The organism is Pseudarthrobacter albicanus (genome assembly GCF_018224015.1).
GTDB lineage: Bacteria > Actinomycetota > Actinomycetes > Actinomycetales > Micrococcaceae > Arthrobacter > Arthrobacter albicanus.
Map to the genome: position 1 here is coordinate 21,994 of NZ_JAGPOT010000010.1, position 21,752 is coordinate 43,745.

A 21,752-nucleotide genomic window follows, 5' to 3' on the forward strand; every position below is an offset into this window, starting at 1 on the left:
CATCGCTCACGATCCCACGGCATCTTGCAGTCAATTACCCCTTGTTTACGGGGCGTTAACATGACACGCTTAATCCAGATGACCGAGGGGCCCCAAGGGCCCCTTTCTTATGAAGCCTTTAGTGAATAATTTCACAAAGGCAGTTAACGCGTTCCCACGAATGGAGTGACACATCAGCATGGATTGGCGTAACCGCGCAGCGTGCCTTGACAAGGACCCGGAGCTGTTTTTCCCCGTAGGCAACACCGGTCCCGCGCTCCTGCAGATCGAAGAAGCAAAAAGCGTCTGCCGGCGCTGCCCCGTCATTGACACATGCCTCCAATGGGCCCTCGAATCCGGCCAGGATGCTGGCGTCTGGGGCGGTATGAGCGAGGACGAGCGCCGTGCGCTGAAGCGCCGTGCCGCACGGGCCCGCCGCGCCTCCTGATCCTCTCCGGTTCAAGGCCCGAACGGCCAATTCCCGTTCGGCTTCGGCAGTAGGCAGCAATGGCCGCGGACCATCTGGTCCGCGGCCATTGCCCGTTAAATCACCGCCCCGTTAAGTCATTGCCCGTTAAATCACCGGGACATTACCCGAAAATTATCCGCTCAGCGGGCGGCCCGCTCAGCGGGTGGCCAGGCTCAGGACAATCTGGACTGCGGTTCCGTTGCCCTCCCGGGCCTTCCACGCGATGGTCCCGCCCAGCTCACTGGTCACCAGCGTGCGGACAATCTGCAGGCCCAGCCCCTCCGTGTAGGGCGTTTCGGGGAGGCCCACGCCGTCGTCCTCCACCGTCACCGTGAGCAGCTCCTCGCCGGCTTCGCTTTCAGAGCGGTCGGCAATCAGCCAGACCGTGCCGGTCCGCCCTTCCAGCCCATGCTCGACGGCGTTGGTCACCAGTTCGTTGATGACCAGTGCCAGCGGGGTCGCGAAGTCGCTCGGCAGTTCGCCGAACAGCCCCGAGCGCTGCGTCTTGACCTGCTGCGACGGCGAGGCGACTTCGGCTGAGAGCCGGAACTGCCGCCCGATCAGCTCGTCGAAGTCGACGCTCTGCGCCAGCCCCTGGGACAGCGTCTCGTGCACCAGCGCGATGGTCGCCACGCGCCGCATGGCCTGCTCGAGCCCCTGCTTCGCCTCGTCGCTGACCATGCGCCGCGACTGCATGCGCAGCAGGGCCGCGACGGTCTGCAGGTTGTTCTTGACGCGGTGGTGGATCTCGCGGATCGTGGCGTCCTTCGTGACCAGTTCCATTTCCCGGCGCCGCAGCTCGGAGACGTCGCGGCAGAGGACAAGCGCCCCGAACCGCTGCTGCTCGTCGCGCAGGGGAATCGCCCGCAGGGACAGACTGACCCCGCGGGATTCGATTTCGCTCCGCCACGGCATCCGGCCGGTGACCACGAGGGGCAGCGTTTCGTCCACCATGCGCCTGTCCTTCAGGAGCCCGGCGGTCACTTCGGCCAGGGACCTGCCCTCGAGGGACTCGCCGTCGCCGAGGCGGCGGAAGGCAGAGACGCCGTTGGGGCTCGCATACTGGACGATCCCCTCGGCGTCGAGCCTGATCAGGCCGTCACCCACGCGCGGCGCGCCGCGGCGCGACCCCGTGGGCGAGGCGAAGTCGGGCCACAGCCCGAGCGTGCCCATGCGCAGCAGATCATAGGCACACTGCCGGTAGGTGAGCTCGAGCCGTGACGGCATCCGCGAGCTGGAGAGATCCATGTGGGAGGTCACGATCGCGAGCGTCCGGCCGTTGCGGACCATCGGCACGGCCTCCACCCGCAGGGCCATGTCGCTGCTCCAGTTGGTCTCGTTGGAGCGCTCGATCATGCGGCTCCCCCATGCCTTCTCGACCAGCGGCAACAGGTCCGACCTGATCCCCTCCCCCACGAAGTCGGCGTGGAACACCGTATGCGTGGTGGAGGGGCGGACGTGGGCCAGCGCCACGTAGCCGAGCTCAGGGTGCGGAAACCACAGCGCCAGGTCGGCGAAGGCAAGGTCGGCGACCATCTGCCAGTCGCCGACCAGCAGGTGCAGCCACTCGGCATCCCCCGGCCCGAAATCAGCATGCTCCCTGATAGGGTCCGTAAAGATAGCCACAGCACCTCCATTTGCGACGCACGGCGGGCAGCGGGATGCCACCCTAGCGTCGGACGATTGACCTCAAGAGCCTCAATGCTACAGACAGCGAGGCCATGTCATCCGCTTCGAGGGCGTTGACCTCGTCGAACATGCTCTGGGCGCGGCCCAGCTGCTCGATGTTCTGGCCCTCCCACGCCAGCAGCCGTTCTTCGGCAGGCGTCCCCGCAGGGGTCGACTCCAGCACCGCCGTCGTCATGTCCAGGACAGTGGAGTACAGGTCGTCGCGGAGGGCCGCACGGGCCAGGGCCTGCCAGCGGTCCTTCCTCGGCAGCTTCGTGATGCGTTCGAGCAGGGAATCGGCGTGGAAGCGGTTGAACACCGTGTAGTAGACATGGGCGATGTCTTCCACGGGCTCGGGGCTGACGCGGACGATCTTGGCGATATCCAGCAGCACGAAGCTCTCGAACAGCTCCGCCCACCGGTGTGCCAGGTCTTCCGGCAGTTCCCAGCCCCGCGCCTTCTCGAGCCATGCGGCCACCCTGGCATGGTCGTCGCCACGCAGATAGTCCAGCAGCCGGGCCCGCATGGGGTCCATCAGCGGCTTGAACTCCGCCACGATCTCCGCGATCGGACGGGCGGTGTTGCCCTGGCTGAGCAGCCAGCGGACTGCCCGGTCCAGGAGCCGCCGGATGTCCAGGTGGACGGTGCTCCAGTGTTCGGTCGGGAACGACGCCGGCAGCTCGTTCAGTTCCGCGACCATGATGTCCAGCTCGTAGACCTCGCGGAGCGCCACGAAGGCCTTGGCGACGGCGGCCTCGGTGGCCGAGGTCTCCTCCATGGCCCGGAACGCGAAGGTGATGCCGCCCAGGTTGATCATGTCGTTCGCCACGACGGTCGCGATGATTTCCCGGCGCAGCGGGTGGGTGTCCAGCTCGGCGTCGAACCGTTCCCGCAGCTGCTTCGGGAAGTAGTCCCGGAGCGTCGCGCGGAACCACGGGTCCTCGGCAAGGTCGCTGTCCCGCAGCGCGGTGGCAAGCTCGATCTTGGCGTAGGCCGCCAGCACCGAGAGCTCCGGGGACGTCAGGCCCTGGCCCTGGTCCAGGCGCTCGCGCAGCGTCTCGGTGCTGGGCAGCGCCTCGAGCTCCCGCTTCAGGTCGGCTGACTTATCCAGCCAGTCCATGAGCCGCTCATAGCTGGGGCTCCACTCGGATACCCGCATCCGGTCGTTGAGCAGCAGGATGTTCTGGTCGATGTTGTCCTCAAGCACCAGCCGGCCGACTTCGTCGGTCATCGATGACAGGAACTGCGCACGCTCGGCCGGGCCCAGCTTGCCCGCCGCCACCATCCGGTCCACGAAGATCTTGATGTTGACCTCATGGTCGGAGCAGTCCACGCCGGCCGAGTTGTCGATCGCATCGGTGTTGAGGATGACGCCCTGCAGCGCAGCCTCGATGCGCCCGCGCTGCGTCATGCCGAGGTTTCCGCCTTCACCGACGACCTTGACCCGGAGCTGGCGCCCGTCGACGCGGATGGAGTCATTGGCCTTGTCGCCGACCTCGGCATTGGATTCGGTGCCGGCCTTCACATAGGTGCCGATGCCGCCGTTGTAGAGCAGGTCGGCCGGGGCCAGCAGAATCGCGCGCAGCAGTTCGGGCGGGCTGAGCTGAGTGGTGCCGTCCGGCAGTCCCAGGGCAGCCCTGACCTGCTCCGAGACGGGGATGGTCTTCGCCTGGCGCGCGTACACGCCGCCGCCCGCGCTGATCAGTGACTTGTCGTAGTCATCCCAGGATGACCGGGGCAGCTCGAAGAGCCGCCGGCGCTCCGCGAAGGACACGGCCTCGTCCGGGGCCGGGTCGAGGAAGATGTGCCGGTGGTCGAACGCGGCCAGCAGGCGGATGTGCTTCGAGAGCAGCATGCCGTTGCCGAAGACGTCGCCGGACATGTCGCCCACCCCCACCACCGTGAACGGTTCCGACTGCGTGTCGAGGTCCAGTTCGCTGAAGTGGCGCTTGACCGATTCCCAGGCGCCGCGTGCGGTGATGCCCATGGCCTTGTGGTCATAGCCCACCGATCCGCCGGAGGCGAAGGCGTCGCCGAGCCAGAAGCCGTATTCCGCGGCCAGCCCGTTGGCGATGTCGGAGAAGGACGCCGTTCCCTTGTCGGCCGCCACGACGAGGTAGGAATCGTCGTCGTCGTGCCGGACGACGCCGGCCGGCGGGACGACCGTCTCGCCCTCCGCCGTCGTGACGAGGTTGTCCGTGATGTCCAGGAGCCCGCGGATGAAGGTTTTGTAGCAATCGACGCCCTCGGCCATCCAGGCGGCCCGGTCCGCTGCCGGGTCCGGGAGCTTCTTCGCGAAGAAGCCGCCCTTGGCTCCGGTGGGAACGATCACGGCGTTCTTGACGGTCTGCGCCTTGACCAGGCCGAGGATCTCGGTGCGGAAATCCTCGCGCCGGTCCGACCATCGCAGCCCGCCGCGGGCCACCTTGCCGAAGCGCAGGTGTACGCCCTCGACCCGGGGCGCGTAGACCCAGATCTCGAACATGGGCCGCGGGAACGGCAGCCCCTCGATGAGGGCAGGATTGAGCTTGAAGCTGACGTGCGTCTTGTTCTGGAAGTAGTTGGTCCGCAGCGTCGCCTGGATGAGGTTCCTGAAGGTGCGCAGCACCCGGTCGGCATCGAGGGTTGCGACCTGTTCGATGGCGGCGTCCAGTCCGGTCCGGACCTCGTCCTGCTTGAGCGCGCGCTCGGCGTCGTCCAGCGCGGGATCGAAGCGTGCCGCGAACAGGGCGGTCAGCCCGCGCGTCACATCGGGGTTCGCCAGCAGGGTGTCCGACATGAACCCGAAGGAGTTGGTGTTGCCCATCTGGCGCATGTACTTGGCGTAGGCGCGCAGCACGATCACCTGGCGCCAGTGCATCCCCTCGCGCAGCACCAGCCGGTCGAAGCTGTCCGACTCCACGACACCGGACACGGCTGCCCCGAAGGAATCCCCGAGCAGCTGCCCGGTGCTCAGGGGATCCACCCCGGCCGGGTATTTCAGGCCGAGATCGTAGAGGAAGAAGTCACGGTCGTCCGAGGTTTCGATCTCGAAGGGACGCTCGTCGAGGACCTCGAGGCCGAGATTGTGGAAATAGGGCAGGATCTGGCTCAGGCTCTTGGGCTCCAGCATGTAGAGCTTGACGCGCGCGTCCTCCTCGAGCGTCGCGCCGGCACCTTCCGGAAGGTACACGTGGACGCCGGGCATCTCCTTGACGGTTTCCCCGGCCCGTTCGGCCGCCGCGCCGTATTTCTCGAAGCGCGCGATGTCTTCCAGGGCGTCTTCCACTTCGTAGCCGACGCGGTAGCTTTCCGGGAAGGCTTCGGCCCAGATGGCTGCGAGTTCCTTGGAATCCTCGGCACCGCCGTTCTCGGCCCGGGCGCGCAGGACCTCGGCGATGCCCTCGCTCCAGGAGCGTGCGGCCCGGACCAGCCGCGTCTCCAGCTCGTCGCTGTTGACGTTGCTGACGTCCGCGTCCTTGGGCAGCCGGATCCGGAAGAACAGCCGGGCGAGCGCGGATTCGGTCATCCGGGCCTCGTAGTCGATGGACACGGCGTTGAAGGTTTCCCGCAGTTCCTGCTCGATGCGCAGGCGCACATTTGTGGTGTAGCGGTCGCGGGGCAGATAGACGACGGCCGACATGAACCTGCCGTAAATATCGGGCCGGAGGAAGAGGCGGGTCCGGCGGCGTTCCTGCAGCCGCTGGATGCCGGTGGTGGTGGCCTCGAGGTCGGGAATCTCGATCTGGAACAGCTCATCGCGGGGGTAGGTCTCGAGGATGCCCAGCAGATCCTTGCCCGAGTGCGAATCCGGCGGGAAGCCGGCGTCGTTCAGCACTGTGGCGACCTTCTCGCGGACCACGGGGATATCGCGGACGGAGCCGGCGTAGGCGCTCGTGGCGAAGAGGCCGATGAAGCGGCGCTCACCGTTGACGTTGCCGGCGGCGTCGAAACTCTTGACCCCGACATAGTCCAGGTACGCCGGCCGGTGCACCGTGGAGCGGGAGTTGGCCTTCGTGATCACGAGCGCACGCTTCTCGCGGGCCTTTTTCCGGCCTGCCGAGGTGAGGTGCTGGATTTGGTGCGGCGTGCTGGTGCCGCCGCGGAGCAGGCCGAGGCCGCTGTCATCCCGGGGTTCCAGCACGTCCTCGCCGGCCACGTTGACGAGATCGTATTCACGGTAGCCGAGGAAGGTGAAGTTTCCATCGTCCAGCCAGCGCAGCAGGTCCTGGGCCTGGCGCAGTTCGGCGATCTGCGCCGGGTTGGACACCTTGTCCAGGTCAGCGGCGATCTCGAGCGCCTTGGTGCGCATCCTGGGCCAGTCCTCGACGGCGGCGCGGACGTTGCTGAGCACATGCCGGATACCGTCAAGCAGCCTGGCGCGCTTGCCCTCGTCGACGCGGTCGATTTCGACGGCGATCCAGGACTCCATGTGGGAGGCGTTGTCGCCCTGGGCGATCAGGTGGGAGAGGTTGGGCATCGCCGCGGTGTCTCCGCTGGAGATGCCCAGATGGGAGGGCACGCGCGAGACTTTGACCAGTCCGCCGCCCTCACGGTTGCGCGCCACCACGAACAGCGGGTGCAGCACCAGGTGGATGGGCGCCTGCTGCCGGACCAGTTCCGCGTTGACCGAGTCCACCAGGAAGGGCATGTCATCGGTGACGACGTAAACGACGCTGCAGTCGCCCTCATCGATGATGGAAATATTGGCAATTCCCGGGAGCCGTTTGGTGGCGACCCGGAGGTGGGCCTGTGCCCTTGCGGCCAGGGTTTCCTGGGCATAGCCCCGGGAATCCTCTTCCGGGAGGTGCTCGTAATAATCCTGGAGGTAGCCCTCACCGGCACTGATCGAAACGGGGTGATCCTCCACGCTGGACCCAGACGACATCGACAAACGCCTCCATAAAAGCAGTAGATGGCCGCCTCTTTGCGACCTTAAATCGACCCTAACCCTTTGCCCGGCGCTTTGCTCTGGAAGTAAAGACAGAGGATTCACGATTTCGCTGTGCGGGTGCACAAACCAGTTTTGCGATGGCTTTCCGGAGGGCTGATTCCGGGGCTGACTCCAGCAGCAGGGAACCGGAGAGCAAGGCCGCGTCGCTCGCCGCGGGGTCTGCCGGAAGGAAGGCGGACAGCGCCGGCCCCGGGCCGTAGCGTTCCCACGCATCCCGCAGTTGCCGCTCCGGGGACCGTCCCACTGCGGAGGCCCGGACCTTGTTCAGCACGACTGTCGGGGACGCCTGCGGGACCGCGGTTTCCAGCTCGGCCAGCCCCCGGACGAGCCTAGGCACGCCGAGGGAATCGGCCGATCCCACGGCAAAAACGGTATCTGCCATTTCCAGGCTCCTCAGCGTTGCGGCGTTCCGGCGCGGCGCCATCGTGTCAAAGCTCAGCTCTTCATCGGCCTCCAGGCAAAAACCGGTGTCCACCACCGTCACGTCCGCGATCTCCCGCGCCCGCTCCAGGACGAGCGAGAGTGCGGCGGCCCGGAGTTCGGTCCACCGGTCCGCCCGGGTGATGCCGGTCAGCACCCGGAAGGTCCCCGACCTCGTGGCCACGGGCGCGGCGATCCTGAGCAGTGCGTCGCCGTCGAGCAGTCCCTGGTCCGCCAGCCGGCAGGCCTGGGCCACCCCGGCTGCCTCATCCAGCAGCCCCAGCATGGCTGCCACACTGGCGCCGTAGCTGTCGGCATCGACCAGCAGCACCGATTTGCCGTCCGCGGCCAGCTCCCCGGCGATGTTCGCGGCCACCAGGGTCCTGCCCGGCGAACCGGCAGGGCCCCAGACAGCGATGATCTGCCCCTTCCCGGCGCGGGCAGGCGTGCCGCCCGGGCCGCCGTCGGCACCGTCCGCCGCCGGCCGGGTTCCCTCCCCGGGCACCTGGAAGGCACTGTCCGAGACGGCACTGTCCACTGCCGGCCACGGCCGCGGCCCGGCTCCGCTCAGCTGGGCCACGGCCCCCGAGATGCGGGCGGCAAGTGCCGCGGCAGGGACCCCCGGCAACTCGGTCGCGACGCCGATCCCGCGGAGCCGGGCCATCTCCCTGGGGTCCTCCGTCAGGGCCACGACAACTACTCCGACGGCGGAGAGCCGGTCAACCAGTGACGCCGTCAGTTCCTCGCTGCCCGCCGCGACGACGGCGGCGCGGGCCAGCCCGCTTTGGCAGGCCGCGAGCAGCTCCGCGAGTTCGCCGCATCTGCGGACCACGGACACCGGTCCGTGGAGGCGTTCAAGTCCACCGACCAGGTCCTCGCGGGTGTGCCCGACGGTCACGACCGGGATGCTCATCGCGACACACCTCCCGGATTCCAGACGACGGAGATCTTGGCCTTGTTCGCCTGTGCCCCCAGCAGGTTCGGCATCTGGCTGTCCGGAACGAGCACCATGACAACGGTGGACCGGGAGGAGCCCAGGGCGGTGCTGCCCGGGGTGAGCTGCGCGATCTCCGCCCCCGGCAGCAGCAGCGCCGGCTGGCCGAAGCCGTTCCGCGTATCCGGGAGGGCGACCCAGACGTCCACCCGCGAACCCGGCACGGCCTGGGCCGGCAGGCTTTCGTCAATCGTGACCGCCACGGGTTTGCGTCCGAGCCCGTCGGCCTGTCCCAGGCTCTCGCGCGGGAGCAGCTGGTCCTTGCCGATCCGCTGGACAGCGACAAGCCCCTCGCCCAGTCCGGTCTCCGGCGTCAGATAGTGCTCCTCGACGTCGCCGAGGCGGACCTTGACCCGGTGCAGCTTGTCCGTGGTCAGCTTCTCGCCGACTGCGATCGGTTCCCTCGCGGCGTAGGCCTCGGTGGTCTGGTCCGCTGCGCCCACGAGCGAGATGACGCCGGCCACCGAGGCGAGAACGAGCAGAATCCCGACGAGGAGACGGGGGTCTTTCCACGATGGCTTCTTCAGCCGGGCTCCGTCCGCCACCGCGTTCACGCTCATGCGCCCTGCTCCCCCTGTAGTCGCGGCCCGGGCCGTCGGTGCCGGGCTCCCTCATTGTTGCCGCCACGCGGCCCGAACGGAAGATGTCTGCGGGTCATCCGCTGCAAATTGTGGATAACCCCTCCGGAGGACGCCAACGGTGGCAAAATGGTGTCATGCCCCGATTCCTGACCCTCGCAGACGTTGCCGAGCAGCTCCAGATCAACTCTCCCGCTGCTTACGCGCTGGTACGCAGCGGGGAGCTCAAGGCGATCCAGGTGGGCGGACGCGGCCAGTGGCGCGTTGAGGAGACCATGCTGGAGCAGTACATCCAGGAGCGCTACGCCGAGGCGAGCCGGATGATCGAAGAGGCCAAGTCCAAGTCCGGCTGAGCGGCAGGGGCACGGCCGCCCTCGCGGCCCGAGCCCCGGATTTTCTCGTGGACCCGGCCTGGCGCCGGGAGGACATGTCCAGTGCTCGCGCCCGGGGCCGGGCATAACCGGAATATGTCGGCCCCGGCGCGGGGCATGTCCTGTCCGGCGGCCGCGCGCCCGCACTGCAGGTCAAGGTCCTTGAAATCGCCGCCGGTGATGGCCTTGCGCGACACCGCCTGCGGTCTCTACCCCCGTCCGCGTGGCCCTGAACCCCGACGAACCAGCGACGAATTACCGAAGATGACCACTAGCTGTCTGCCCCGCGGGAGGACCTGAGGCCGGCCAGGGCTGCGAACGGTATGGTGGCCGTCTGGCGGACATTGGCCGCACGGCGGTCCTCGCCCGCGTGGGTCAGGGCCAGATCCAGGAAATCTTGCCCGACCCGGTCGATCACGCCGTGGAGCACCGCCTCGGCCGGACCCCGGGCGACCAGCACGGTCAGGCTGGCCCGGTCCCTGGACAATGCGCGCAACGAACTGGCCAGGCCGAGGCGCTGACGGACCATGGAATGCTCCGTCACGGCGAGCCGGGAGAGCCCGGTATACCGCACCGCCGACGCCTGGGGAATGAGCATCTGGTGACGTGGCTCGTCGAGCACCATCGACTGGCTTCCGACGTGGCTCAGGACCCCCTCGAACAGGGTCCCGGACGCGAGGTGGATGCCGATCCTCAGTCCCAATGAACCGCGGAGGCGGTCCGCCAGTTCCACTGCCGCCGCGTCCGCCCGCGTCCTCTCCGCCACTTCCGCGTCAAAGTCCAGCCGCTCGCCGGCGGCCAGCTGTGCCTCCATGTCCTCAAACAGGGCGTCCCAACGCATGCCGCCAGCGTAGGCCCGGGTGCCGGGGCGGTCAATCCCGCTGCTTTCATCCCCGTCCACTTCCTCTCTGGACAAAACCTATTAAATGCAGTCAAATTAGCTCGAACAGCATCAAACAATATCAAACAGCATCAAATGATGTTCGAGATCCGATGGTGGAGGCAGCCTCATGGTCACAACGGAACCCCTGAAAACCGGGCCGAGGGGCCTCCTGCGGGCGGACGCGGCGATGGCCGCCGTGATCCTGCTGCTGGGCTTTTTCCTGGCAGCTACCGGAAACAGCCTCGTGCAGCGCTGGCGGTCCTCTTCGGCGCGGCAGCAGTCCCTGTCGTTTGAAGACCAGCTCGGAATCGTTTCCACCCTGTCGGGCCTCATCGTCATCACCTGGTGGGTGATGACGATGATGATCGCCTTCGCGGCGGCCCTGCTGGAGCGTGGCGGAAAGACCCGGGCCGCCGCGACTGCCGGCCGGTTCAGCCCCGGCTTCATGCGCCGCCTGGCCCTGGCCGCCGTCGGGCTCCAGCTCATCACCGCACAGCTGGCCACCGCGGCAACCCCGCCGAGCCTGCCCGGCACCGGCTCGTCCCCGGGGACCGCGGTTTCCGCGGCATGGACCCCGACGCCGGTCGAATGGTTCGCGGAATACCCCGACCCGGCCGTCCCGGCACCGGCGGTCCCCGAACCGCCACCCATTGCCGGCGGTCCGGTGGCGGATCCGCAATGGAAGCCGCTGCGCCCCGTCGTCGAGCCCGGTCCGCTCGCGTCCCGCCAGCTTCGGCCCCAGGAGCCCGCGGCGGCCCACGGGGAAGTCACCGTCCGGGCCGGGGATTCGCTGTGGAGCCTTTCGGCCGCGGTGCTGGGAGCGCACGCGTCCGACGTCGACATCGCCGCCGAATGGCCGCGGCTGTACCAGGCCAACCGGTCCGTCATCGGAGAGAACCCCGATGTCCTGATTCCGGGACAGGTCCTGCGGCTCCCGCCCCGCACCTGACGGCGCCCGGGAAGCGCGCAGGACAGTTGCCAAGGGCTGCCGCGCACGGCAGCCCAGCAGCAAAACACAGCAGCCACCACGACATGTACGAACAACCACAACCAGGCAAAGGAAGCACCATGAGCGCAATGACAGGGATCCGCGCAGGCGCGGCTGCCCCCGTTTCACCGGATCCGGTTTCGGCGGTCCCGCCCCCGCGCCTGCGGGTGGTTGATGAGGGCCGCGAAATCTGCGCCATCTCCCGCAGCACCGTGCAGGCCGCGATCGAAGTCCTGGCCGGGACCCGGCCGGCGCAGCAGCTTGCCCGGCGCCTTGACCAGCGGTGCCTGGTGGCCTTGCAGCATCGGGCCGCCCTGACCCGCAGCGTGGCGTCCGGAAGTTCGCCGGCTGCTGGACGGCTGCACCGGAACCCCTCCGTCCGCACGGTCCGGGCCTGCCAGGTGTCCCCGGACGTTTACGAGGCCAGCGCCGTCGTCGTCGATGAATGGCGGGTCCGGGCGGTCGCCCTGCGGCTTGAGCGCAGCAGGCTGGTCTGGCGCATCACCGTCCTGGAGATCGGCTAAGGGCCGGTCCGCCGGCGCCGCTGGTCAAAGCGCGCGGTCACAGCGCGGTCACGGCGCGCCGGAAGCCGTGCTGGGGGAACAGCAGGGCCCGGCTGGGGGCCCCGGGGAAGCAGGGAAGGAGGCAGTTGCATGAAGGAGGACCGGGACAAAGCGTTCCGGTCCTCCTTCATGGCTGCCGCGCGGGCAGGAGTCAGCCGCGGCTCAGCGCCGCTTCTTCCTGGCACTGCGGCGGGGGGTGTCCTGCGCTGCAGCCTTCGCCGGGTTGCCGGAGCGTCCCTGGTTCTTCGTCTCGATGCGGGTCTCGGCGGCGCCGTCCTCGCCGGGGGCGGTGTATTGCAGCTGGGCGGGCTTCTCGGGGGCTTCGAGTCCGGAGGCGTGGATCTGCGGCTCGTGGTGCTCCGTATGCTGGCCTGCGGCGTCTGCGAAGACCACGTCCTCGGCAGGGGTCACCTCGACCTCCAGGTTGAACAGGAAGCCGACGCTTTCCTCGCGGATGGCCTCCATCATCGCCTGGAACATGATGAAGCCTTCGCGCTGGTACTCCACGAGCGGATCACGCTGGGCCATCGCCCGCAGGCCGATGCCTTCCTTCAGGTAGTCCATCTCATAGAGGTGTTCCTGCCACTTGCGGCCGATCACGGACAGGACGACCCTGCGCTCGAGCTCGCGCATGCTATCGGAGCCGATCGCCTCTTCGCGTGCCTGGTAGACCAGGCGGGCGTCGGAGAGGATCTCTTCCTTGAGGAATTCAACGGTGATCCGGGACTTCCCGCCGGCCTCGTCGATCACGTCGCGCGGCGTGAAACTCACCGGGTACAGCGTCTTGAGGTTGGACCACAGCAGGTTGAAGTCCCAGTCGTCGCCGGTGCCATCCGCGGTGGCCTCGTCGATGAAGGCAGTGATGGTGTCTTCCAGGAAGAACTGGACCTTCTCGTGGAGGTCGTCGCCTTCGAGGATGCGGCGGCGGTCGCCGTAGATGGCTTCGCGCTGGCGGTTGAGGACGTCGTCGTACTTGAGGACGTTCTTGCGCTGCTCGGCGTTGCGGCCCTCCACCTGGCCCTGCGCCGAGGCGATGGCGCGTGAGACGAGCTTGGATTCGAGCGCGACGTCGTCCGGTACGGAGCTGTTCATGAGCCGCTCCGCGGCGCCGGAGTTGAACAGGCGCATCAGGTCGTCGGTCAGGGACAGGTAGAACCGGGACTCGCCGGGATCGCCCTGGCGGCCGGAGCGGCCGCGGAGCTGGTTGTCGATGCGGCGGGACTCATGCCGTTCCGTACCCAGGACATACAGGCCGCCGAGGTTGAGGACTTCCTCGTGTTCGTCCTTGACCGCCTGCTTGGCGGCTTCGAAGGCGGCGGGCCAGGCGGCCTCGTAGTCTTCGGAGTTTTCCTCCGGGTCCAGTCCGCGCTTTGCCAGATCGGCGACGGCGGTGAATTCGGCGTTGCCGCCGAGCATGATGTCGGTACCGCGGCCGGCCATGTTGGTGGCGACAGTCACTGCGGCCTTGCGGCCGGCCTGGGCCACGATGGCCGCTTCACGGGCGTGGTTCTTGGCGTTCAGGACCTCGTGCCGGACGCCTTCCTTGGCCAGCAGCCGGGACAGGTACTCGCTCTTCTCGACGCTTGTGGTGCCCACAAGGACCGGCTGGCCCTTTTCGTGCCGTTCGGCAATGTCCTGGACCACGGCCTCGAACTTGACGGCCTCATTCTTGTAGACAAGGTCGGCCTGGTCGATGCGCGTCATGTCCTTGTTGGTGGGGATCGCGACGACGCCGAGTTTGTAGGTGCTCATGAACTCTGCGGCCTCGGTCTCGGCCGTGCCGGTCATGCCTGCGAGCTTGCCGTACATGCGGAAGTAGTTCTGCAGGGTCACAGTGGCGAGGGTCTGGTTTTCGGCCTTGATCTCGACGGCCTCCTTGGCCTCGATCGCCTGGTGCATGCCTTCGTTGTAGCGCCGGCCGGCAAGGATGCGTCCGGTGTGCTCGTCGACGATCAGCACCTCGCCGTCGAGGATGACGTAGTCCTTGTCGCGCTTGAACAGTTCCTTGGCCTTGATGGCGTTGTTCAGGAAGCCGATCAGCGGGGTGTTGGCGGACTCGTACAGGTTGTGGATGCCGAGGTAGTCCTCGACTTTTTCGATGCCGGCCTCCAGCACGCCGACGGTGCGCTTCTTCTCGTCGACCTCGTAGTCGGTCTCCGGCGCCAGGCGCGTGACCACCTTGGCGAATTCGCTGTACCAGCGGTTCGTGTCGCCCTGGGCGGGGCCGGAAATGATGAGCGGCGTGCGGGCCTCGTCGATGAGGATCGAGTCCACTTCATCGACGATGGCGAAGTGGTGGCCGCGCTGGACGAGCTCGGACTTGTCCCACGCCATGTTGTCGCGCAGGTAGTCGAAGCCGAATTCGTTGTTGGTGCCGTAGGTGATGTCCGCGGCGTACTGCTCGCGGCGCAGTGAGGGGTCCTGGTTGGACAGGATGCACCCGCTGCTCAGGCCCAGGAAGCGGTAGACGCGGCCCATGAGGTCGGACTGGTATTCGGCGAGGTAGTCATTGACGGTGATGACGTGCACGCCTTTGCCGGCGAGGGCATTGAGGTAGGCCGGAGCGGTGGCCACGAGGGTCTTGCCTTCACCGGTCTTCATCTCGGCGATGTTTCCCAGGTGCAGGGCGGCGCCGCCCATGAGCTGGACATCGAAGTGGCGCAGGCCGAGGGTGCGGGAGGACGCTTCACGGACGGCGGCAAACGCCTCGGGCAGGAGATCGTCCAGTTTCTCCCCGTCCACGTGCCGCTCGCGGAGGCGGTCCGTCTCTTCGCGCAGCTCGGCGTCGCTGAAGGTCTTGAACGAGGCTTCCAGGGCATTGATGGAATCGGCATAGTTCCGCAGCTGCCTCAGGGTTTTTTTGTCACCCGTGCGGAGAAGTTTTTCGAAAAGTGATGCCACGTGAAGTTGCTCCCAGTCTCAAGCTGCCGAATTCTGGCGTGTTCAGTCTACGGGAGAGACACCGGGCCGGTGGCCGCTGTTCCCTCAGAGCGGATACGCCGCCGCGGCCCCCGCGACGGCCTCCGCGACGGCCTCCGCGAGCGCCGGTGCCAGGTCACCTGCCGGGGAGACGACGACGCGGTCCAGTCCCAGCCACTCTGCCATGAGCTGCAGTTCGGCGGCGAGTTCGACGGCGGTGTCCGCCGGCGCGCCGGGCTCGGCATGGGCGGCCCTCGCCAGGAGCGTGCCGCCGGCCCGGTCGGCCTTCAGATCCACCCGTGCCACGATCCCGTCCCGCAGCAGGAACGGCAGCACGTAATAACCGAAGCGGCGCTTCGCCTCCGGTGTGTAGATCTCGATCCGGTAGTGGAAGCCGAACAGCTCCTCGAGCCGGCGGCGCTCAAAGACCAGGGAGTCGAACGGACTGAGCAGGGCCCGCCCGGTGGCCGTGCGCGGGAGCTTGGCCTCGACATGACGGTACAGCGCCCTGTCCCAGCCGGCAACGGCGACCGGCTGGAGCCTGCCTGCCTCGACAAGGTGCCCCACGGAAACGGCGGCTGCCCGCATCGGCGTCCGGAAGTAGTCCGCAAAGCAGCGCACGGTCCCGATCCCGTGGGCCTGCGCGGCGGCGTCGATCAGCCGGTCCATGGCGGCGGCCGGATCCGACTCCCGGCCCGTGGCTGACCCGGCTGTGCCGGGAAGGACTGTGCCGGGCAGGACCCTGGCGGTCAGGGTGTAGCGGCGTTCGAAGGATTCGGTCCGGGAGTCGGCGGAGACGAGGCCCTCCTCGAAGAGGTGTTCCAGGACCCGCTTGACGGCATTCCAGTTCCAGCCCCAGTTGTCCCGCAGCCGGTCCTCCACGTGGCCGAGCCGCACCGTCAGTTCGGCGGCCGTCATCGGCCGTCCGGTTGACAGGGCGTCCAGCACCCCGGCGGCGACGGCGTTCCGGACGTCCGGGTCCATCGCGGAGGCGCCGACCCACTTCCGGTTTTGCCACAGTACGAGGTCCTGGAAATGGTCCGGCCGGATGAAACTGGCCTCGTGCGCCCAGTACTCCATCATCCGGCGCGGCGGGCGTGCTGCCATCCGGGCCAGGATGCTGCGGTCGTAGTTTCCGAGCCGGGAGAAAAACGGAAGGAAATGGCTCCGGGACAGCACATTGACCGAGTCGATCTGGACCAGGTGCAGCCGGGCAAAGGTACGGCCCACCGCCCGTGCGCTCACGGGCCCGGCGGGCCGTACCTTGTCCAATCCTTGGGCTGCCAATGCGATCCGCCGTGCCTGGTCGAGGCTCAGCGGTGCCGGCATATCACCCCCTGCACCGGACGGTCTGCACCAGCTCAGGCACTGGCAGGCTCATCCTCGGAACGGTAGGCGTGGATCTGTGCGTCCTGCGGAACTTGTCCCGGTTCGCAGGTCTGGTCCAGGGAGATCACCCCGTAGGTCCATCCCTCGCGGCGGTAGACGACGGAGGGTGCTTTGGTCTCCTTGTCCACGAAGAGGTAGAAGTCGTGGCCGACCAGTTCCATGTTGTCGACGGCGTCGTCCAGCGACAGCGAGGCGGCGGTAAAAACCTTGCGGCGGATCAGCACCGGCGAGTCGCCGGCCGGAATATCGTTCTCGACGTCATACGGGGACTTCTCTGCCGCCGGCGCCTGGGGTTCCCCGGCGCGGCCCACCGCGGCATAGAGGGGCTCGGTCGGGCTTGCCGGCTCGAGGCTTGCCGTCGCCTCGGTGACGGACTTGGGGGTGTGCCTGCCGTGATGGACCTTGCTGCGGTCCTTGGCCCTGCGCAGGCGTTCAAGAAGTTTGTTGTAGGCGAGATCGAAAGCCGCGAACTTGTCGGCGGCGCTGGCTTCTGCACGGATCACGGGGCCGCGGCCCAGGACTGTCAGCTCAACCGTGAGCATCTCGTCGGCCTGACGGGCCTTGGTCTCCTTGGAGACCTTTGCGTCCACGCGCTGGACCTTGTCGCCCAGCGAGGCGATCTTTGAGACCTTCTCGTCGGCGTACTCGCGGAAGCGGTCTGAGACCGTCAAATTACGTCCGCTGATCATGAACTCCATGGTGCCCTCCAAATGACTTCGGTGACACGACGGCGGCACTTCCCGGGGCCGATCTGACTGACAGTCGAGCCCCTTTCCGAGCCGCTATCGACAGGTACATCTGTTCTTGGTACCCATCTTCGACGTTAGTTCATAGCCCCCTGTTATTCATCCTTTTCCGGTTTATTTTTTTGCTCGTCACATACCGGCGCTGCGGGCAGGCCGCCGGCAGCGCCGGCAACGGACATGACCGGCGGGCGTGTCGCGGCGAGGACGACGGCGCCCCGCACCACTGCGCCTGCCCCGCGCAGGGCACGGGCGGCTTCGGCGAGCGTCGCGCCCGTGGTGAGCACGTCGTCGACGATGATGCATGGATGTCCCCTGATGTCCTGGGCCCATGGCCCGGACCTGGCCCGCATCGACCCGCGGACGCGCTGCGCCCGGTCCCCGCGGGCCAGCCCCTTCTGGCCGCCGCGCAGGGCGCCGGGTCCCGCGGCCAGGACGGGACGCCGGGCCTTCCGCAGGGCATCGACGACGGGGAGGCCGGGAAAATCCCGGCCGCTGAGCCTGGCGAGCAGGAGATGGACCGGGCTGAAGCCCCTCCTCCGGAAGGCTCCGCGGCTGGTGGGTACCGGAACCAGGCAGGGCGGCTGTCCGCTGCCCACCGCGGCGTCGAGGGCGCGGGCCAGGCCCTTCGCCAGGACGTCCCCGAGCCGGCCCTGGCCGTGGCCCTTGAAGGACAGCACCGCCTGCGCCAGCTCGCCGCGGTAGGCCCCGGCGGCCACCACCGGAAGGATCACGGAGCCGTCCATGTCCATCAGGGCAGGGGCCTGCCCCTCCGCCCGGAAGGGGTCCAGTGTCAGCAGGCGGACCTGCCGCTCGCAGGCGCCGCAGAGGGCGATGTCCTCCGCGCCGCAGCAGACGCAGTCCACGGGGACTGCGAGTGCCAGCAGTTCGATCCCGGCCGCTGCAGCGCGGTCCGCAAACCTGGGTAGCCGGCGGATGTAGTCGCCTCGGTGCCTGGCGGCCGTGGGCGCCACCGGGGCCAGGTCCGGGTCGGCGGCGCCCGGCGGGGGCAGCCGGGGACGCGGTCCGCCATCGCTGCCGGCATTCCCGGCGTGTTCACTGCCGGCGTGTTCACTGCGGGCATTTTCACTGCCGGCATTTTCACTGCCGGCATTTTCGCTGCGGGCATTTTCGCTGCGGGCATTTTCACTGCGGCGGGGCGGCCATCGGGTCATGCTGCAAGCCTCGACCGTCAGGGGGTGCCGCGGAAGCCGCTGCTCCCGCTATGTGGACAAGCACCGGTGGAGGGCCGGCGGCGCAGGATCAGCCGGGGAAGGACGGGTCCTGGAGGCCCTTGAGCTGGGGTGACCAGCCGTTGCCCAGCCGCTGGAAGACCCCTTCCGCTGACTGTCCGAAGATCTCGTCCGGGCCGTTGCCCGCGCTGAGGGCGGTGAGACCCGGCCACGGCGCCAGTTGCTGCGGCTGCGCCGAAGCGAGGGAGAGAAGCTCCGGGGTCACGCTCTCGGCCGCCGAGCCCTTCATGACGGCCACCGTGGTGTCGTCGACCCACACTCCCTGGTCAGGATCGCGGCTGGCCGGCAGGGTCATCGGCACGGTCAGATCACGCGGGGTGCCGTCCGCTGTCCTGATGATCCCCGTGACCTGGACCCTGGTCTTGCCGTTCTGTTCCGAAATCACGAGGGCCCGCGCGCCTTCACGGGACATCCTGAACTCCTTGACCGTCCATCCGGCGAGCCAGGTCGGCGTCAGGGTCACGGCAGGCACGCTGGAACCCTGGGCCACGCCGACGGGCCGGTAGGCGAGGACCTCGGTGGCACCGTTGCCCCCGGGTCCGGCCGTCCAGGTCCAGTCGTACCGGTCGAACGACGGGCGGGACAAGCCGGTCCGCGTGGTCAGCGCCCTGGCGGGCTGGCCGGGCACCACCGAGTACAGGGTGTCGCGGCCGGGGTTGAGGAATGCGGCGGTCTGCGAGACGGGAGATTCCGCCGGGGCACGGGGCGAAAGGGCGGCGACGGGCGCGATGTCAGGAAGCGGCGAGAGCCTGTTGTTCTCGTACCGGACCAGCTCATTGTTGCTCACGGCGATCTGATGGGCCGGGACGTTCTTGTTCCGTACCGGAGGCAGGACCGTACCGTTGTCTTCGACGCGCACCAGGTCCTGGTTGGCCCGGAGCTCGACGTTGATGACATCGGGCTGGCTGCGGAATGTCAGGGCCAGCTGGGTCTGCATCCGCAGCCTGTCCTCGTTGGAGGCGTCCACGAGATCCTTCGCCGTGAGATCCACCTGGGCCGCGCCGGAGACAACCGGCACCGATTCGCGGGCCAGTTTAATGCCTGAGGGGAAGGCGCTGACGACGGCGCCCTTGAGATAGGCGGCGGGGCCGCCGAGGAGGGCACTCGTCATGGCCTTGACGGTCTTCTTCTTGATGAACCACCGGAGATCCGGCACCGCGTAAGTAAAGGTGGGGTCATAGAAGTAGATCGGATACGCGCCGTAGATGACCTTGAACGTCTCCTCCGGGATAGCAGTGCCGTCCGGGATCGAGGCGATCCTCCACTGCCCGTCCACCTGGGCCAGCGTGGCCGTAATGTTCTCCTTCGTGCCCTCGGGCAGCCGCGTGGCAACCCCGTCGGCATCCACCGAGTAGGCGAGGTCGAGTTCATAGTCGAAGACGTTCTCGACGCCGGTGGGCACCACCCTCGCGGACCGGAACACCAGCGCGCGCTGGTCCGGTTTCCAGGTGACGGACGCGGCCTGCGTGAGGTACTGGCGGGCGACGGCGTAGTCGTCCTCGTAACCGCTGCCGGCGCTGTAGAAATCTTCGATCACCGATTCCGGGCCCGCGCCTTCCCGGGGCGCGGCCGGGAAGAAGACCGGGGCGTTGGGGTTGCCGGCGCTCTCGTCCGTGCTCTTCCCCACAGGCCCCGACCGCGGGATCTGCGCGCACGAGGCCAGGAGGAGCAGGACCAGCGCGAGCACCGCTGCGCCGGCCCTGGTGATGTGATTGGAGGAACTCCTCATGACCCGTCCTTCATTTCGGCGCCCATTTCGGCTCCGCCGGATTCTGCCGCCGGGGCCCCGGTGCTGTGGCCCACAGTGTCCCGGACAGCGGACGGCTCCAGCAGCAGCATGGTCCGTTCGCGCCCGGCACCGGGGACGCCGACGTCGGCCGGTTCCAGCTGGAGCGGTGACTTCACGATATCCTCGCCCTGGCGCAGCGGCAGGGTCAGCCGGAAGCTGGCACCGCTCCCCTTCCTGCCCCAGGCCTGGAGCGAGCCGTTGTGGAGTTTGGTGTCCTCGGCGGCGATGGAAAGCCCGAGGCCGCTGCCGCCCGTGGTCCGTGCACGGGCGGGATCGGCACGCCAGAAGCGGTCGAAGACGCGCGCCGCCTCGGCCGGGCTCATGCCGATGCCGTGGTCCCGGACAGACACCGCAACCGCGGTGCGGTTGGCGGCGACGGAAATGTTCACGGGCCTGCCTTCACCGTGTTCCAGGGCGTTCAGGACCAGGTTGCGCAGGATGCGGTCGATCCGCCGGTCGTCCATCTCCACGATGATGCTGCCTGCGGGAGCGTTGAGGGTGACATCCGAGCCGTACTCCGCGGCCACGGGGCCGACGCCTTCCATCACGTGGGAGATGAGCTGGACGATGTCCGTCGGCTCGGCGTCGAGAACGGCCGCGCCCGCATCAAAGCGGGAGATTTCAAGAAGATCGGCCAGCAGCGACTGGAACCGCTCCACCTGGTGGTAGAGCAGTTCCGCGGAGCGCTTGTTGATGGGATCGAAGTCCCCGCGGGCGTCATAGAGCACTTCCGCCGCCATCCGGACGGTGGTGAGCGGGGTGCGGAGCTCGTGGGAGACATCGGAGACGAACCGCTGCTGCATCTGCGAAAGGGTGGCCAGCTGCGTGATCTGCTCCTGAAGGCTTGCCGCCATGTGGTTGAACGACGCCCCGAGCCGGGCCACCTCGTCCTCGCCCTTGACGACCATGCGCTCCTGCAGCTGGCCCGCGGCGAGCTTTTCGGAGACCAGGGCCGCATGGCTGACCGGGCTCACGACGTTGCGGGTGACGTACCACGCCACGGCACCGATCATCAGCAGCAGCACCGCGGCGCCGGCGAGCAGGACGTTCTGGATCTCGTTGAGGGTCTTCTGCGCCGTATTGAGGTCATAGATCAGGTAGAGCTCGTAGACCGTGCCGTTGAAGGTGACCTTGTTGCCGACGGCGATCCCGGGGCGGTCCTCGGTCCCCACCGGGAACTCCGTCGACGCCCAGAACTGGTCCTTCCCCGAATCCTGCACGGCCTTGCGCAGGTCCGGCGGGATCACGCCGATGGTGAGCTGGTCCGAGGCCCGCGATTCGACCCATCTGTTGCGGGGCTTGGTCTGTTGCGGCATCGCCTCAAAGACATAGCGGCGCTGGATCACGGAGCCCCGTCCCTCGACGGCATTCAGGGTGTCGTAGACCAGGGTGATGACGCTGGACTGGTCGGTGACCTGCGCGCCGTCGAAAGTGTCCTGGACCTGCTTGACGTTGTAGCGCGTCTCGGACTCGGCCTGGGCGAGCCGCTCCTGGAAGAGGTTGTTGGCGATCTGGTTGGACAGGTAGGCTCCCACGACGGCGAAGGAACCGATGGCGAGCAGCAGCGTGGTCAGGACGGTCCGGAACTGCAGGGACCGCCGCCACCGCCGGTGGACGGCGCGCAGGAGATACCGGAGGCCCGGCAGCAGCCCGACGGCCCCGGTCCGCACCAGCCGCGCGACCCGCACGCCGACAATCCAGCCGCGGCGCACCCAGATCCGGGTGCCGAACCGCAGCGCCCGCCACGCGGTGGCCGGACCGGCCGGATGCCTTGCCGCGGCGTTCCCGGGAGTGGCGTTCTCCGGGACTGCGC

At 67.9% G+C, this 21,752-nt stretch carries 15 protein-coding genes; 4 read left to right on the forward strand and 11 right to left on the reverse strand.

From position 1 onward, the window contains the following. The first annotated feature begins 178 nt into the window (after nt 1–178). A complete protein-coding gene (locus J9611_RS03275) occupies nt 179–427 on the forward strand; it encodes a WhiB family transcriptional regulator (protein ID WP_207614664.1) in 249 nt (82 codons plus the stop codon). 177 nt (nt 428–604) lie between these two features. Here the strand turns inward: J9611_RS03275 and J9611_RS03280 are convergent, their stop codons facing one another. Genes J9611_RS03280 through J9611_RS03295 form a run of 4 tightly spaced genes read right to left on the reverse strand, consistent with a single transcriptional unit; the run spans nt 605 to nt 9,023 of the window. After that, the gene (locus tag J9611_RS03280) at nt 605–2,074 is read right to left on the reverse strand and encodes a sensor histidine kinase (RefSeq protein ID WP_211877689.1); all 1,470 of its coding nucleotides are present in this window, start codon (nt 2,072–2,074) and stop codon (nt 605–607) included. A 43-nt stretch (nt 2,075–2,117) separates the two neighbouring features. Then, nucleotides 2,118–6,983, reverse strand: coding sequence for an NAD-glutamate dehydrogenase (locus J9611_RS03285; RefSeq protein WP_211877691.1), 4,866 nt, complete (start codon nt 6,981–6,983; stop codon nt 2,118–2,120). Between the two features lie 58 nt (nt 6,984–7,041). Further along, nucleotides 7,042–8,382 (reverse strand): CpaE/TadZ family protein, encoded by a 1,341-nt coding sequence (locus tag J9611_RS03290; RefSeq protein ID WP_211877693.1) that lies wholly within the window; start codon nt 8,380–8,382, stop codon nt 7,042–7,044. Continuing rightward, entirely contained in the window at nt 8,379–9,023 is a 645-nt protein-coding gene (locus tag J9611_RS03295) for a CpaB family protein (protein WP_211877694.1), read from the reverse strand. Before J9611_RS03295 ends, J9611_RS03290 begins: the two co-directional genes overlap by 4 nt. Before the next feature lie 155 nt (nt 9,024–9,178). On the opposite strand from J9611_RS03295, the gene J9611_RS03300 reads away from it, so the two are divergent. After that, nucleotides 9,179–9,394: a helix-turn-helix domain-containing protein gene (locus J9611_RS03300; RefSeq protein ID WP_211877695.1), complete on the forward strand. Its 216-nt coding sequence runs from the start codon at nt 9,179–9,181 to the stop codon at nt 9,392–9,394. A 289-nt stretch (nt 9,395–9,683) separates the two neighbouring features. Here the strand turns inward: J9611_RS03300 and J9611_RS03305 are convergent, their stop codons facing one another. Then, the gene (locus tag J9611_RS03305; protein WP_211877696.1) at nt 9,684–10,253 is read right to left on the reverse strand and encodes a hypothetical protein; all 570 of its coding nucleotides are present in this window, start codon (nt 10,251–10,253) and stop codon (nt 9,684–9,686) included. A gap of 169 nt (nt 10,254–10,422) precedes the next feature. On the opposite strand from J9611_RS03305, the gene J9611_RS03310 reads away from it, so the two are divergent. Together J9611_RS03310 and J9611_RS03315 are read left to right on the forward strand one after the other, a co-directional pair. Continuing rightward, nucleotides 10,423–11,244: a LysM peptidoglycan-binding domain-containing protein gene (locus tag J9611_RS03310; protein WP_211877697.1), complete on the forward strand. Its 822-nt coding sequence runs from the start codon at nt 10,423–10,425 to the stop codon at nt 11,242–11,244. A 119-nt stretch (nt 11,245–11,363) separates the two neighbouring features. Then, nucleotides 11,364–11,807: an Rv3235 family protein gene (locus tag J9611_RS03315; protein WP_211877699.1), complete on the forward strand. Its 444-nt coding sequence runs from the start codon at nt 11,364–11,366 to the stop codon at nt 11,805–11,807. Between the two features lie 201 nt (nt 11,808–12,008). Here J9611_RS03315 and secA read toward each other — a convergent pair whose 3' ends face one another. The 6 genes from secA to mtrB form a co-directional block, all read right to left on the reverse strand. After that, complete coding sequence (secA, locus tag J9611_RS03320; RefSeq protein WP_211877700.1) at nt 12,009–14,747, reverse strand: preprotein translocase subunit SecA; 2,739 nt, start codon at nt 14,745–14,747, stop codon at nt 12,009–12,011. A gap of 84 nt (nt 14,748–14,831) precedes the next feature. After that, nucleotides 14,832–16,094, reverse strand: coding sequence for a winged helix-turn-helix domain-containing protein (locus tag J9611_RS03325; protein ID WP_211877701.1), 1,263 nt, complete (start codon nt 16,092–16,094; stop codon nt 14,832–14,834). A 32-nt stretch (nt 16,095–16,126) separates the two neighbouring features. Then, nucleotides 16,127–16,852 (reverse strand): ribosome hibernation-promoting factor, HPF/YfiA family, encoded by a 726-nt coding sequence (hpf, locus tag J9611_RS03330; protein ID WP_211877702.1) that lies wholly within the window; start codon nt 16,850–16,852, stop codon nt 16,127–16,129. A 143-nt stretch (nt 16,853–16,995) separates the two neighbouring features. After that, nucleotides 16,996–18,072 carry a ComF family protein gene (locus J9611_RS03335; protein ID WP_211877704.1) on the reverse strand — a complete coding sequence of 359 codons (1,077 nt, stop codon included), beginning with the start codon at nt 18,070–18,072 and terminating at the stop codon, nt 16,996–16,998. An 88-nt stretch (nt 18,073–18,160) separates the two neighbouring features. Then, nucleotides 18,161–19,879 carry an LpqB family beta-propeller domain-containing protein gene (locus tag J9611_RS03340; protein WP_211877706.1) on the reverse strand — a complete coding sequence of 573 codons (1,719 nt, stop codon included), beginning with the start codon at nt 19,877–19,879 and terminating at the stop codon, nt 18,161–18,163. Then, nucleotides 19,876–21,675, reverse strand: a complete 1,800-nt coding sequence (gene mtrB, locus J9611_RS03345; protein WP_246527332.1) for an MtrAB system histidine kinase MtrB — start codon at nt 21,673–21,675, stop codon at nt 19,876–19,878. The genes J9611_RS03340 and mtrB overlap by 4 nt, the downstream gene beginning before the upstream one ends. Nucleotides 21,676–21,752 lie beyond the last annotated feature (77 nt).